The 14,977-nt window shown below is 35.9% G+C and carries 10 protein-coding genes; 7 read left to right on the top strand and 3 right to left on the bottom strand.

What is annotated here, in order from left to right; translation table 11 throughout:
- Positions 1 to 18: 18 nt before the first annotated feature.
- Together F7888_RS00580 and F7888_RS00575 are read right to left on the bottom strand one after the other, a co-directional pair.
- Positions 19 to 1,677, bottom strand: a complete 1,659-nt coding sequence (locus F7888_RS00580) for an S-layer homology domain-containing protein (protein ID WP_191776120.1) — start codon at positions 1,675 to 1,677, stop codon at positions 19 to 21.
- Positions 1,678 to 1,716: 39 nt separating this feature from the next.
- Complete coding sequence (locus F7888_RS00575; protein WP_191776116.1) at positions 1,717 to 2,478, bottom strand: hypothetical protein; 762 nt, start codon at positions 2,476 to 2,478, stop codon at positions 1,717 to 1,719.
- A gap of 121 nt (positions 2,479 to 2,599) precedes the next feature.
- On the opposite strand from F7888_RS00575, the gene F7888_RS00570 reads away from it, so the two are divergent.
- The 4 genes from F7888_RS00570 (at position 2,600) to F7888_RS00555 (ending at position 7,787) form a co-directional block, all read left to right on the top strand.
- The gene (locus tag F7888_RS00570) at positions 2,600 to 4,330 is read left to right on the top strand and encodes a DUF4127 family protein (protein WP_191776113.1); all 1,731 of its coding nucleotides are present in this window, start codon (positions 2,600 to 2,602) and stop codon (positions 4,328 to 4,330) included.
- A gap of 125 nt (positions 4,331 to 4,455) precedes the next feature.
- Positions 4,456 to 6,363 (top strand): DUF5693 family protein, encoded by a 1,908-nt coding sequence (locus F7888_RS00565; RefSeq protein ID WP_191776110.1) that lies wholly within the window; start codon positions 4,456 to 4,458, stop codon positions 6,361 to 6,363.
- A complete protein-coding gene (gene csaB / locus F7888_RS00560) occupies positions 6,351 to 7,472 on the top strand; it encodes a polysaccharide pyruvyl transferase CsaB (protein ID WP_191776107.1) in 1,122 nt (373 codons plus the stop codon). The genes F7888_RS00565 and csaB overlap by 13 nt, the downstream gene beginning before the upstream one ends.
- 105 nt (positions 7,473 to 7,577) lie before the next feature.
- The gene (locus F7888_RS00555) at positions 7,578 to 7,787 is read left to right on the top strand and encodes a methionine aminopeptidase (protein ID WP_191776104.1); all 210 of its coding nucleotides are present in this window, start codon (positions 7,578 to 7,580) and stop codon (positions 7,785 to 7,787) included.
- Positions 7,788 to 7,833: 46 nt separating this feature from the next.
- Here the strand turns inward: F7888_RS00555 and F7888_RS00550 are convergent, their stop codons facing one another.
- On the bottom strand, positions 7,834 to 8,664 hold the full coding sequence (locus F7888_RS00550) for an ion transporter (RefSeq protein WP_191776101.1): 831 nt from the start codon (positions 8,662 to 8,664) through the stop codon (positions 7,834 to 7,836).
- A gap of 310 nt (positions 8,665 to 8,974) precedes the next feature.
- Between F7888_RS00550 and rsgA the strand changes: the two genes are divergently transcribed.
- The 3 genes from rsgA (at position 8,975) to F7888_RS00535 (ending at position 14,977) form a co-directional block, all read left to right on the top strand.
- Positions 8,975 to 10,036 carry a ribosome small subunit-dependent GTPase A gene (rsgA, locus tag F7888_RS00545; RefSeq protein WP_191776099.1) on the top strand — a complete coding sequence of 354 codons (1,062 nt, stop codon included), beginning with the start codon at positions 8,975 to 8,977 and terminating at the stop codon, positions 10,034 to 10,036.
- A gap of 125 nt (positions 10,037 to 10,161) precedes the next feature.
- Positions 10,162 to 11,607 (top strand): ATP-binding protein, encoded by a 1,446-nt coding sequence (locus tag F7888_RS00540; RefSeq protein WP_191776096.1) that lies wholly within the window; start codon positions 10,162 to 10,164, stop codon positions 11,605 to 11,607.
- 112 nt (positions 11,608 to 11,719) lie between these two features.
- Positions 11,720 to 14,977 carry an efflux RND transporter permease subunit gene (locus F7888_RS00535; RefSeq protein WP_191776093.1) on the top strand — a complete coding sequence of 1,086 codons (3,258 nt, stop codon included), beginning with the start codon at positions 11,720 to 11,722 and terminating at the stop codon, positions 14,975 to 14,977.

Raw genomic sequence — 14,977 nt, 5'->3', positions numbered from 1 at the left:
ATCCTTACGTTCAATCATCTATCTTCGTGGTAGGGTATCAAATTCTGAAGCCATTCGATCCATTAATGCTGCCATTTGTGCTCTTGTAGATTTATCCTTTGGCCTAAAGGTGCCATCGCCAAAGCCCGATAAATAGCCATTTTGATGAATAGCAAGAATAGAGTCGTATGACCAATTGTTAGGGTTAATATCAGGGAATGGAGTATTATTAGCCGTTTCATAGCTGAAATTAAAGATATTTTGTAATATCGCAGCAAGCTGTTCTCTCGTCAGAGGATCATTTGGTCCAAACCGATTATTTCCTAGCCCATTGATCATTCCGTACTCTCTGGCAATTTCAATTTCTTTTCTAGCCCAATGTCTGGATGTATCTGTAAAAACGTACTGTTTCGGAGTGATATCTGCTAGTCCAAGTGCACGAACTAGGATGACTGCACCCTGAGCCCTGGTTAATTCAGAGTTAGGTGAAAATTGAGTAGATGAAGTCCCAGCCATCCACCCACGTCCTGAAACAGAAAGTATACTTGCCTCACTCCAATGATTCGTTGGTACATCCGTGAAGAATTTTCCGTTTAGCCATAAGGAATAGTAGTCCCATGTTTCAGGCACTTCATGAAATAGAGCCCAAGATCCAGTCCCTTTAATATCGTATTTTGAAACCAATCTAAGCTTTGCTTTAATGGAACGTTCATTTTCATACCAAATGACATAGTTTCCTTCTGAGATTTTTAATGTTCCTACAAAGGCTTCTGCTCCTTTTGGGACAGTGAAGGTAGCATATGCAGATTGTTTTGTTTCATCATATAGGTATTTACCATTAAATTGGTTAATTAAAGGTGCGATTCTAGTACTTGACAATCCATTACCTGTAATACTTACACCATCTGTATTAGGTCCATCGAGCTTCCACATTCGGCCATAAAAAGGGAGACCATTTACGATTTTTTCTTTCGGGACATTTTGTCCAAGTGCAAATAATATACAACGCTCCCAGAAAGAAAGACTTGCTACAGGACCAATGGGACTATCAGGAGCTTGCCATGATTCATCATAGGCCATAATCATTAAATAGTTTGCATAATCAGAGATTCCTTTATAATCGTAGAAGCCATGCCAACCGGTTGTCCAACCGTTAGGATTACCAGCGACAGAAACTGAGATTTCTTTGTCTTTTGGGATATATTGGCGCAATAAGCGGATAAAATCTGTATGTTCATCACGGTAACTGCGAAAATAGCCTGAGTGTTCTCCAGAGCGTCCAACTCCTTCAATATCAACATTTACACCATCAAGATTATACTTTTCCACTGCCGCCGCAATGTCCTTAGCTAATTGATCCCTCTTCAGTAAAGCATTTCTTCCGGCAACTAAATCCCAATGATTTGATAGGAAGGGCACAACTTTGATTCCACGTTTATGCATTTCATTAATAAAAGAAGATTGAAGCAACCAAGTAATTTTTAAATCTCCTTCAGGTGAAATATCAAAGTAGTTTGGCGAAACAACGTTTAAGCTTCCTTTTGTCGCATTCACTTGATTAATAAATGTGGTTGGACTTCCGAAATATAGATAAGACATGTTGAATCTGTTCGTTTGTGCAGTTGCATGAAATGCTACTGTAAGTACAACCGTACATAACAACGCGACAAGAGTTGTTTTTCTCTTCATCCTTTTCATCTTAATCTCCTTTCAGAGCTGTTTTCAAAAAGGGACAGTCTATTGTGTGACTGCTTCAAAGTTATATCCTATGTCAGTTGGTATGACTGTGTAGTTGATTTCTCCGATGGTGAAGGTTTGTTCTTTAACCTGATTTAAGTTTGCATTCGGTCCTACACCCAGATTTGAAAAAGATAAGTCAATATCTGTCACCTCAGGATTGGTAAGTAAAATTAGTTGCCACCAGCTTGTAATAAGAGTGGAGTTTTCTTCGGCATTTCCTTTTTTCCCGATTAACACAAATCGGTTAATCAGCTTATCATCTGTGATATATGAACGAAATTCAATTCCTTTATCCAAAATCGCTCGATAATAGGCTTCTTCTGTATTTTGAATGAATTCAAGAGATTTAATATAGTTAACTAATGTATATTCTTCTGAAATAGCATTCCATCTTCTTTTTAATTCGTCAGCAGGGAAGAATGAAGGTAGTTCGCTGTTAGGCTCCACTTCGTCTTGGTCAGTAGCTAGTTGATTCTGTTCTTCCGTATTTGGTGGTACTTCAAGTTGCTCTTCATCCACCTCTAGATTAGGTTCCGTTGATTCTTCCGGTTCTTTCTCCTGCTCTTTTGCTGTTTCTTTTGGTTGCTCTTCTGGCTCTTGTTCAGTATCTTCTAATTCAATTTGAGGATGAATAAGTTCATTCGATTCCGTAGAATCTTCATAAGTAGTTCCGTATTTATCTGTGTTGGGCGTAATGTTTCTATTACATGCTGTAAGACTTAGTACCAAAAGTAGTGTCAAACATAATTTCGAATACACAATACTTCCTCCTCCCAGTTTTAAATGACTTGAATCATTTTAGTATTTATCAAAATAAGAAATAATATATTGGTTAACAATGTAAAAAAGACGTTCTTGGAAAGAGAGGAAGTAGATAGTATTGAAAAGAATCCTAGCAGGTGTTACAGGTCTTATTATATTTGGATATTCTATTCATACTGGAATGACATATTCTCCTGAAGGGTCAGATGAGGGAGCGACTACAAGCATTTTAATAAAAACAGACAATCAGGAATATCAAGATGAATGGCATACTCCCTTTGTTAAAGGTAAAACAGTCATGTTAATACCTCTAGACAATAGACCTGTTAATCAATATGTACCCGAACAAATAGCAGGCTCCGGAGCGATTAATTTAATGACTCCACCAGCTTGGATGTTGGGAGATTTGCAACATAGTGGAATGTCTGATGAAATCATGACCTGGCTAGTTAAGCATGCTGATCAGGTTGATGCATTTATTATTTCTGCTGATATGTTAGTGTACGGAGGGCTTGTAGCCTCAAGGAGTAATGAATCAATAAATCAAGAAGAGGCATTAGAACGATTAAAAGTCATTGAGGAAATAAAAAAGACTCATCCAGAAACCCCTATATACGTATTTGATACGATCCTAAGACAAACAATTACGACTAAGTCAGAGAGTCAAATAGATGATTATCATCAGGTGGCAAAGTGGGGGCAATTATATGACCGTGTGTACAGAAAAGGGGAACAATCTTTAGAAAAAGAATTGAAGCAATTAGAAAAGGAAATTCCTGGTAAGATATTAGATAGCTATATAAAGGCGCGTGAACGGAACTTTGTCATTAATCAAAAACTAATCGATTTAGTTTCTTACGGAATCATTGATTTCTTATTATTTGGTCAAGATGATGCTAGTGGGTATGGACTCCATCAATTAGAACAGGAGCGTCTTACTGATGAGGTTGAAAAAAGAGAATTGGAAGAGAAAATTATGATGCTTGCTGGTGCAGATGAATTAGACGTGCTGTTATTGAGTCGCTATTATAACGTTCTATATCACCTTTCACCGTCATTCTATATTGACTATACAACTGTAGATGGTCCTGAATGGACGTCAAGATATGAAGACATTCCATTGAAAGAAAATATTCAAAAACATGTGAAGGTCATAAATGGAACGATCACTAAAAAAGAAGAACAAGCTGAATTTCACCTCGTTGTACAGACGAATAAAGTTGATGAAACTCTTCCTAGTTTTAATAGAAATGCTGTCATACAGTTAATTAAAGAAAAGCTAGATAAACAATATCATGTGATTTTTGTTGATGTAGTCAATCATAAATCTGATTCAGACATGTTTAAGTTATTGCTAGACAACGATCTACTCTTATCAATGCAGTCGTATGCTGCTTGGAATACTCCAGGAAACACAATAGGTCTAGCGATCAGTCATAGTAGTATTCGTCAAGTTTTTGTTAGAAAAGCCTACGAAAGTCTAACTGTAGATGATCAACAAGAAACTTACAAATATCATTATCAATATTTACTCCATCGGTATTTAAAGGATCATTATTACAAAAATCATATCGTTTCAAGCTTGCGAACAAAGCTATCAAAAACATCAATTGATGAATGGAATTTAGGTGAAAGCGAGAGGCTCGTCTTAGACTATGTCCAAAAGCAATTCGAGAATGATATAAAGGAGCTTACGCCTAGTTTTATGAGCGAGATAGCTACTTTACCAGGTAGCAAAGAAGATTTAACAATCAGTATAAAGGAAATTCCATTTATAGTGATTTCTTCACCATGGAACAGGCTGTTTGAATTAGAAATTAGGCCGAATGTAATCATAAATATTCAATGATTTTTGGTGAAAAAAATACTTAATTTTATTGAACAAAGTATGAATCTTAGGAGGAGTTACCATACTGAATAATGGAAAAATATAACCATTCGTGGCTGATATTCCATTTAAGGAGAGTTGGAGTTATGCGGAACGCTCTATGGGGATTTATTATCTTTGTTATTGTTCTATCAATACCCTATCTACTGGAAAGAATTAAGATAGAAAAATCAAATACATCATATGAAATAACCATTCCGTACGAAGATGTAAAAGCGTTAGAACAAAGTGGATTAACGGTCTATGATGTATTACGTGAGTTAAAGAAGGCTGGAGTTGAATCACTAAGCATAACCCCTTTAGATCTAAACGATTTAGAGAAAATGAATGTTGTTCAAAATTTTAGTAAAGAAGAGTTGTTAAAACAATATCCTAATATATTGGTTGAAGAGCTAGCGAAAGAGGACGGTATATACATAAGAATAATTAATCCTATCCATCCCGTTGTTAAGGTCATACCAGAAGCGATCGAAAGTAATTTGAATCATATGATTAAGGTTCATAAATATACGGTCAATAATAGTGAATTTCTATTTGTACCGTATGGCACAAATGATACAAAGTCTCAAGCGATTAGCTATGATTTAGAGGTAGTCGGCTTAGCAAGTTCCCTTGGTTTCTCTATTCTTCCGCAATTAGGGACTCACTTTAATGATGAGGATGATGAACATCCACTTTTTCAGCAGGTGACTCAAGAAAGGGATCGAATCAATCATCTTGTGTTTCGTGACGATGAGATTGTAGGTTATAGCAAAACTAGAGAAAATATTGAACAAATGGCAAGCCGAATGAAGCAATGGAATATCAATGCTGTGTTGTTTGAACATAGAAAGCAAAAAGGATTCCATGAGTTAGTTGAACATTTAGATACTAAAATGATTCGGATGCATTCCTTAATTTTGGGGAAGGGGCATGAACGAGAAGTTCGTCACATCAATCGAGGCGGATTAGCTGTTAACGAGCGAAATATTCAATTACTCTTTGTCAATCTAACCGATAAGGAAGTAAATGAAGGCTACCGTACACCTGCAGAAGCAATGGAGGCTATAAATGGAACAACAGACTTTATTGAACAATTGCAGCATCGTATCGAAAAGGTGCCAGGGGTAGCAGAGCCCTTTGACACGTATAGTTTACCAGTGTGGATGAAGCTTTTGACTGTCATAGCAGCATCAGTTTACCTAGCTTTAGTTTTTTTACATTTTCAAATACCATATGTCCTAGCAATCACGTTTTTTATTCTTGGTGTTTCCTTATTTGGTATTTATTTAGAGAGCAACGTATTACTTAAGCTCTTAGTTCTAGGGATTGCAGTATTAAGTCCCATTTATGCAATATCCTCTATATCAAAATCGCTCACACAGACAAAGGCAGGGCTCTCTCTCCTAAGAGGATTTGGGATTACGTTGATAGGGGGATGGTTTGTTATTACGTTATTATATGGTTGGGAGTACATGGTTAATATTGATGGTTTTCGAGGCGTAAAAATCCTCTCAATACTCCCTGTAATTATTGTTACTTTTATGATAGTTGGGGTTAATTGGATAAAGAAGCCAGTAACCTTTGGGAATATGCTGATGCTGGTGCTCATTATTGGGATTACTTATTTCTACCTGGGGCGAACAGGGAATAATGAAGAATTAATTATCCCCTATGAATTACAGTTCAGACAAATGCTGGAGAATGTTCTTGGAACTAGACCAAGAACGAAAGAATTTCTTATTGGCATCCCATTTCTAACGTTAGGAGTTTATTTTGTAAAACAAGGATTTGAGTGGGGGAAATACTTTTATATCTTTGGGGCCATTGGATTTAGTTCAATAATAGGGACCTTCACTCATTTACATACTCCTCTACTAGTTTCGATAAATAGAACGTTCATTGGAATGATTTTGGGTGTGGGGATTGGATTCATCCTAATTATCTTATGGAATGTGTTCAAAAAAATAAATCATCCACTGACTAAGGAGAGACTATCAGCATGGAGGTTGTAATTTCAGGATATTATGGATTTGATAATGTCGGGGATGAGGCGATTCTTTTATCTATTATAGAAGTTTTGAGAAATGAGTTCCCTTTCATTTCAATTACTGTTCTATCTAATCAGCCCCAAAAAACATCAGAACAGTACGGCGTCAAAGCAGTAAATCGCTGGAGTTTTAAAGAGGTCATGAAAGCCATCAAGAAGTCAGATGGTGTGATTAGTGGTGGTGGAGGACTTTTGCAGGATAAAACTGGAATCTTAAGTGTAAGTTATTATTGCGGTGTAATGTGGTTTGCTCATTTATTAAAGAAGCCATTCTTTGTCTACGCTCAAGGAATTGGTCCGATTAAATATCGCTTCAATAAACAATTAGTAGCTAATACTTTAAAGAAAGCAGCTTTAATCACAGTCAGAGATGACATTTCAAAACAATTCATCGAACAAATCGGTGTGACGAATGATATTTATGTAGTCCCAGACCCAGTGATTGGTTTGAATGTAGAAAAAATGATTTCATCTAACTGGTTAATGAACAATCTCGATGATTCAGACTTTATTGTTGTAACTGTACGGTATTGGAAAAAAGGTACTCATTATTTGGAGCGAATAGCAAGTGGATTGGATTCAGCGATGAAAAATAACCATCATAAGATTGTTTTTATCCCTATGCATGGTTATGAAGACTATTTATGTTCATTAGAAGTAAAGTCGAAGATGTCAAAAGAAGTACAACATAACATATATATTGTGCCGCCTGATTTATCTATACAAGAAAAAGCTAGTATTATTGGATCCTCTCAGTTATTAATAGGGATGAGACTGCATTCACTCATATTTGCTGCAATTAAATTGATCCCATTTATCTCTATCTCATATGATCAAAAAATTGATGTATTTACTGAAGTGTGTGGACAAAAAAATATTGGTAATGTAGAGACTCTTTCTTGGGATTCTAGTGCCTTAACGAAAGAAATCGATGATTGTATTTCTTCAAATGGTTTATTAAAAGAGAATATTTCGCTTTACATTGGTGAAGCAAGAAAGAATACTGATTTTACAGCGATTAAAGTATTTAAACAATTATTAATCCAAAGAGTCTATGGTAGTTTGACTAATTAATTTTAATCTTAGAAATTCACAAAGAGGTCTTGTAAAGAATATACTAGTGAATAAATATCCTGTTATTTCCACATAATAGGGAAAACAAGATGTGAGGTGTATTAGATGGGACTCATCAATACCGTGAATGACTGGATTACTTCAAGATATGAAAAAAAGGTCAAACAAATGGAAGATTTAGGTCTCTGCCCAGATTGTCATGGAAGAGGATTTCATACATTTAACACATATGAGCTATACTTCACCAATCCAGTTGATTGTATTGGATGCAATGGATCAGGGAATTTTGCGGAATGGTACGAAGGCAATCAATAAGTAAAAAAAACATCAAGAAGCATCATGCGCTCCTTGATGTTTTTTTCTATTCTTGCTTTTTCTCTGAAATGACTTGCATGAGATCATTAAGTTTTTGATTGAGTTGTTCATTTTGATTTTTGATATGCTCTAGTTCATTTTTGAACTCAGTATTAATATCCTTAAGATCTTCATGTTCTTCAGATAATTTACCAGCATTATTTACAATTTCCCCAACAATTAAATTTAGCATGATAAAGGTTGCTACCAAAATGAATGTTACAAAATAGAGCCAGGACCACGTTATTTCCGCAAATATTGGGCGGAAGATTCCAGAAGCCCATGATTCAAGTGTAAATATTTGGAATAAACTCAGCATTGAGAGTTGGAGATTTCCGAAGTATTCAGGGAATAATTCACCAAAAAAGGAAGTTCCAATGATTGCATAAATATAAAAGAATATACCCATTAATACAGATACACTACCAATTGCAGGGATCGCCATAAATAGGGCATTTACTAATCTCCGTAATGAAGGGATTGCCGAAATGGTACGTAACACCCTAAGTACTCTCAATATACGAAGTACACTAACCAGGTTGGTTTGATAGAGAATAATACTACCGAATACTATCGCGAAATCTAGTAGGTTCCAAGAGTTTTTAAAGAAGCTTGTCCGCATTGCAATTATTTTTAATAGAATCTCTATGGTAAATATGAATAGAAATATTCTATCAGCGATTGAGAAAAAAAGGTGATATTCTTGAAAAAGGGAAGAATAGGTTTCTAGTCCAATGAGAATGGCATTGATGATGATAACGGTCATAATGAAGCGATTAAAGCTTCTATGTTCAACTAATTTCATTAAAGGTGAAGCGTTGTTCTGTGTTTGATCCATTTATATCCTCCAACTTTTTTATATGTACACTATAAGTATAATAGAAATGATTCATTAGTGGAATTATTTTTAACTGATTTACAAATTTACCAATATATTCTATAATGGGATTATCAAATGAAGAAAGTGAGGGATGTAGTATGAAAAGTGTATTTGTAATTTTAACAAATCAATTGAATAATCAACTACAGCCCGCTACGGTTATTTAAGTACGACTCTTATCTATGTTAAAACGATTTTAACCCGTGGGCTGTAGTTAAGCTTACGGGTTTATTTATTTTAAATTTCGTTTTAATAGGAGGAGTACGAGTTGAATAAGAAAGAATTAGGTTGGAATGAAGCGTTTGAAGAATCATATAGAGAGTATCAAGAGTCAGGGTTAACGGTTGGACGAGTCATCCTGGAGTATAAGCGAATGTATCGGATCATTACAGAAGCTGGCGAATGTCTAGGAGAGGTTTCAGGAAAGTTCAGATTTTCATCAACTGAGCGACAAGACTATCCTGCTGTTGGTGACTGGGTCGTAATTTCTACAAGAATGGAGGAAGGGAAGGCGACGATTCATCAACTTCTCCCGCGATTCAGTAAGTTCTCGCGAAAAGCTGCTGGACTTACAACAGAAGAACAAATTGTTGCTACAAACATTAATACGGTGTTTTTAGTTAATGCATTGAATAATGATTTTAATTTAAGAAGAATAGAGCGCTATCTACTTCTAACATGGGAAAGTGGTGCAAATCCAGTTATTGTTCTTACTAAATCAGATCTATGTGATCATATCGATGAAAGGATTGCTGAAGTTGAAGCCATTGCTTACGGTGTCCCGATTCATGTAGTCAGTGTGAAAGAAAATAGCGGGATTGAATCCTTGATGTCTTATTTTGAAGCAGGCAAAACAGTCGCATTACTTGGTTCTTCAGGAGCAGGAAAGTCAACCCTTACTAATCGATTAGTTGGTGAGCAAAAACAGCAAGTTGAGGAGATTCGTGAGGGTGATGATCGTGGTCGTCATACAACCACTCATCGTGAGCTCATTATGCTACCGAGTGGCGGGATGATTATTGATACACCTGGGATGAGGGAGCTGCAATTATGGGATGCTGACGATTCGATTGGAGTAAGCTTTCAGGATATTGAAGCTCTAGCAGAAGTCTGTCGCTTCCGAGATTGTCATCATGGAAATGAACCTGGTTGTGCAGTGAGAAGTGCAATCGAAGATGGTTCTCTTCAAAAAGCTCGTTATAACAACTATTTAAAGCTCCAAAGAGAGCTTGCATATCTAGATCGTAAATCTGATAAAAGAGCACAACAGCAAGAAAAGGAAAAATGGAAGAAAATCACGATCCATTCAAAACAAAAGAAAAAATTCTAGTAAAAAGAGCCTCAGGCTCTTTTTTTTACTAAAATTAAAAGAGTATTTAGAAAATCATTTCCTTTCGTTCACGATTGTGGTTACAATTAAAGAGAATAAAATGCCTTTTTAAGGAAGTGATATGGATGCAAGATGTACAAGCCTTTATATCTACATTAGACGAGTGTTCAGATTTTATTCTCATTATGAAGGTAGAGCAAGTAGGCATATACACATATTACTATGCTAATCGCTACGCTATTGAAATGGGGAACTTTAAAGAGTCATCATATGGAAAAAGGATAGAGGATGTACTCAGGCCAAATCGAGCTAAGTACTTGATAGAAAAATATAATGAGTGTATCTCATTAAATAAAAGAGTAGTAATAGAGAATACAGTTCACTTACTGAATGGGAATATATTAGGTGAGGCTATTGTAACACCAGTTATAGATCAAAACGGAGAATGTAGCCATCTAACGGTGATAGCTAAGAATATATTAGAGAAGAGACTTAAGGAAGAGGAGTTGTTTAGAGCTAATAAATTATTAGACTCTTTTATTGATAGCTCTGCTGATGGTATCATTGTTCTAGATTATAATAATAAGGTAACATGGGTTAACAACGCTTTCTTAGAGCTATTTGGATATGAAAAAGAAGAAATTCTCTATCTTCAGCCAACTGTTTGGCAGAGTGAAAGAGATCACAAGGATTTTTTGAGTATCCTTAAATATGTGAAGCAAGGAAAGGAATTAAGAGATTACGAAACGAAGCGGTTAAGAAAAGATGGCACAGAATTAGATATATCAGTTACCTATTCTCCATATAGAAGCTCGGATGGAAAAATTATTGGAGTTATCTGTTTTGTAAGAAATATATCAGAAAGATTAAAGGATAATGAACTAATTAGAAATCTTGATCGCTTATCAATCATAGGACAATTAGCTGCTGGAGTAGCACATGAAATTAGAAATCCTCTAACTGCATTAAAAGGGTTCTCTAGGCTATTACAATCTACACTTATGAGTCCTGATCAAAGACGTTATATCAACATTATGTTAGATGAATTAGAAAGAATAGAGTTAATAGTCAATGAGTTCATGACATTAGCCAAACCTGAAGCAATTGAATTTCAAGAAGCTTGTATTCAGGAACTGATTCTAAGTACAGTAACTGTATTTGAAACACAGGCACATTTACATAATGTTTTAATTGAATGTTCATTTAGTCAAAGCGAACCAATTGTTATTTCCTGTCAACCCAATCAGTTGAAGCAAGTATTTATGAATTTCTTGAAAAATGCAATTGAGGCGATGGCTTCAGGCGGAAAGATGGAGATTTCTCTTAAGATAGAGGGAGAGTATGTAGTGATTAGCTTTAAAGATAATGGAATTGGTATCCCCGAGGACAGGTTAAAACATTTAGGAACTCCATTTTACACAACAAAAGAAAAGGGAATAGGGTTGGGGTTAACAATTAGTAATAAAATCATCAAGGAACACGAAGGGGAAATGAACATACATAGTAAACTTAATCATGGAACCACCATCAATGTATCCTTACCGTTATTAACCTCTGCTAGAATCATTTAGTTCTGCTATTTTTAGCGGGCTTTTTTTTGTTGCTGATTCTTGCATTATTCCGTCAAAGTATGAAAGAATCTAATTATAAATTATTTTGAATATCTAAAAGAGGAGAAGGTAAATGAAGATTAGTAATTTTGCGATAAGAAGACCTGTTTTCACCTTAGTTTCAATGTTTTTAGTGATCATCTTAGGACTTGTATCATTATTAAACATTCCCCTTAAGCTAATTCCTGAAATTAATCCACCTATTGGCGTTGTGGTTGTCAGTTATCCTGGTGCAAGCCCTACAGAGGTTGTTGAAAAGGTAACAAAACCGATCGAGGAAAGCCTCTCTACTCTACCAGGACTTAAGACAATGTCGTCAACATCACAGGAAAATTCAAGCTTAACCTTGATGCAGTTTTCTTGGACTACAACAATTGATGAGGTTGAAAGTGAGGTTCAAAGTAGAATTGATTCTACAACGATTGCAGAGGACGCAAATAAACCTAGGTTTATGAAGTTTGATCCTTCTCAATTCCCTGTTATTCAATTGTCACTAAGCACTGATACTGATGCAAAAACATTACAGGATTTAGCAGAAGCACTAGTCACTGAGCTCAATAAGGCTGAAGGCGTTGCTAGTGTTAGTTTAGCAGGGACGACTGTTGATGAAATAAAAGTAGTACTTGATGAAGATCAGCTGCAGAAGTATGTTTTAACTCAACAAGATATTATTGATATCCTTAGAGCTAATTCAATGTCACTTCCAGGAAATACAGTTGAAACTGAAGGAAAGGAATTAACGACTCGTGTCATTAGCACAATCGACTCGGTTAAGAATTTAGAACAAATCAATATCACAAGAGATCCTTCAAATGGTGAAAAGGTGACACTAGCAGATATAGCCGAAGTATCACTATCACCCCAGGATGAAGATACGATCACCCGTGCAAATCAAGAGCCTGCACTATTAGTAAGTGTACTCCAGCAATCGGATGCGAATACTGCGAAGGTATCTGATAGCTTTAGAGCTGAATTAGATGAACTATTAAGCCAAGAAAAATATGAAGATATCCAATCAGATATCTTATTTGACCAAGGTGACTTTATACAAATTGCCATCGGTAATATGTCTAATACGCTGATTCTAGGTGGATTATTTGCCATGCTAGTCTTATTTTTCTTTTTAAGAAGTGTGAAAAGTCCACTTATTATTGGAATTGCGATCCCATATTCAGTGATTGTAACGTTTGTTCTTATGTTTTTCTCAAACTTCACTCTGAACATTCTTACTCTCGGTGCGTTGGCATTAGGAATTGGGATGTTAGTCGATAATGCGATTGTTGTGATTGAAAATATCTATCGCCATTTATCTATGGGCAAAGAACCTAAAGTGGCAGCCGCAGATGGTACTAAGGAAGTTGGAGCTGCTATTATTGCTTCTACTCTTACAACGGTAGCTGTGTTCTTACCAGTGATCTTTATTTCTGGTATCATTGGCCAGCTGTTCACTGAATTTGCTTTAACTATTGCTTTCAGTTTATTTGCTTCGCTATTTGTAGCACTAACTGTTGTTCCAATGCTAGCGAGTAGATTTCTGAAGCAACCGAAAGAAAACATAGAGGTTAAGCGCAAAGACTCTCATTTCATGAAGTCTTTAGAAGGACTAACAAAATGGAGTTTGAGAAATCGTGCATTAGTACTTGTTTTAACACTTATTATTACAGCAGGAAGTATTTTTGGATTGACAACCGTAGGAACAGAATTTCTGCCAAGTAGTGACGAGGGCTTCTTTACTGTTGGAGTTGAATTAGAAAATGGTGCATCACTTTCTGAAACGGAAAAAACAGTCAGAGAAATTGAAGATGTCTTAAGTGACAAAACAGAGGTAGATGTATATGTAAGTTCAATTGGTTCAACACAGGAAGGTTCAGTCACTGGATCTGGAAGAACGAATCGTGCTGAAATTTATGTGAAAATGAAGGACTTAGATGACAGAACTGTATCGACCTTTGATTTTATGGATGAAAATAAGCGTGAGATTGAAAGAGCTGCTAAATCTGCTAATGCAACAGCTGAAGTTTCATTGAATGTTCAGTCATCATCTGGTTCATCACCAAACACTCTTACCTTTAATGTGAAGGATAATAACGCTAATCGATTAAATGAAGCTGTAGAACAAATTACAGAGGCGCTTGACAACTTGTCTGATGTCACTGAGGTTTCAACTGATTTAACAGATACAGTAGAGGAAGTTCAAATTACAGTGGATAGAGACAAAGCCTTTGACGAGGGCTTACTACCGCTTCAAATCGCATCAACGATAAACGATGTGACCAGGGGGACAACAGCTTTACAGTTAACTGATGAAGACCAAAATATTTACCCTGTAAATGTCGGTTATGATCGCGAATTAACAAGCAATATTGATCAATTACAAGAATTGCTTATTAGGAAACCTGATAATACATTTATTCAATTAAATGAAGTAACAGATATAACAATTGGTGAAGGTCCAACGACTATTAATCGAATAGACCAACAAAGTGCTGTTCAATTTACAGTTAAATTCGTTAGTACGACAAACCTTGGTGATATTTCTTCAAAGGTTGATGCTGAAATTGCTGATTTAGAATTATCTGATGATACGGAGATCACATTTGGTGGCGACCGTGAATTGCTTGAATCATCAATGGATGATTTAGGGCTAGCATTTGTACTAGCGTTAGTGTTCATTTATTTAGTGATGGCTGCTCAATTCGAATCATTCAAACACCCATTTGTCATCATGGTAACTGTACCATTGATGGTAATAGGTGTAGCTGTCGCATTAACGGCAACTCGGACGCCTGTTGGCTTGACGGCATTTATTGGAATAATTGTGCTTGCGGGTATTGTAGTTAACAATGCGATTGTATTGATTGATTATATTAACCAGAAGAAAGAGCAAGGAATGAAGACATACGATGCGATTATTGAAGCAGTAAAAGATCGTACAAGACCAATATTAATGACCGCAACAACGACAATCCTTGGATTATTACCTCTTGCTATAGGTCTTGGTGAGGGTGCAGAAATGAATCAACCGATGGGTATCTCGGTTATTGGGGGATTAATAAGTAGTACATTCTTAACACTATTTATTATTCCAATCGTGTATAGCTTATTCGATAAGGAAACACGCAGGTTAAATAAAAAATATGTAACACCAGATGGACAGCTGATTCCGGCATATTTGATTGAAGAGACGCTTGAAAAAAATGAAGTAGAACAAGAAGAACCAGAATCATCTGTTCCAGCTACTCAGGGACAGCCATACAAAAAACAAGACATGGTTTATATGCTTGAAGAGATCCTTAAAATTGTGAAGGATGAAGATAAGGATAAGAAATAA

Source organism: Litchfieldia stipae (assembly GCF_014837155.1).
GTDB lineage: Bacteria > Bacillota > Bacilli > Bacillales > Bacillaceae_L > Litchfieldia.
This window is presented reverse-complemented; position numbering and strand designations above follow the sequence as displayed.

Coding starts and splice junctions, on each gene's coding strand:
- F7888_RS00580 (WP_191776120.1), bottom strand. CDS start 1,677: ATGAAAAGGATGAAGAGAAAAACAACTCTTGTCGCGTTGTTATGTACG.
- csaB (WP_191776107.1), top strand. CDS start 6,351: ATGGAGGTTGTAATTTCAGGATATTATGGATTTGATAATGTCGGGGAT.
- F7888_RS00535 (WP_191776093.1), top strand. CDS start 11,720: ATGAAGATTAGTAATTTTGCGATAAGAAGACCTGTTTTCACCTTAGTT.
- F7888_RS00555 (WP_191776104.1), top strand. CDS start 7,578: ATGGGACTCATCAATACCGTGAATGACTGGATTACTTCAAGATATGAA.
- F7888_RS00540 (WP_191776096.1), top strand. CDS start 10,162: ATGCAAGATGTACAAGCCTTTATATCTACATTAGACGAGTGTTCAGAT.
- F7888_RS00565 (WP_191776110.1), top strand. CDS start 4,456: ATGCGGAACGCTCTATGGGGATTTATTATCTTTGTTATTGTTCTATCA.
- F7888_RS00550 (WP_191776101.1), bottom strand. CDS start 8,664: ATGGATCAAACACAGAACAACGCTTCACCTTTAATGAAATTAGTTGAA.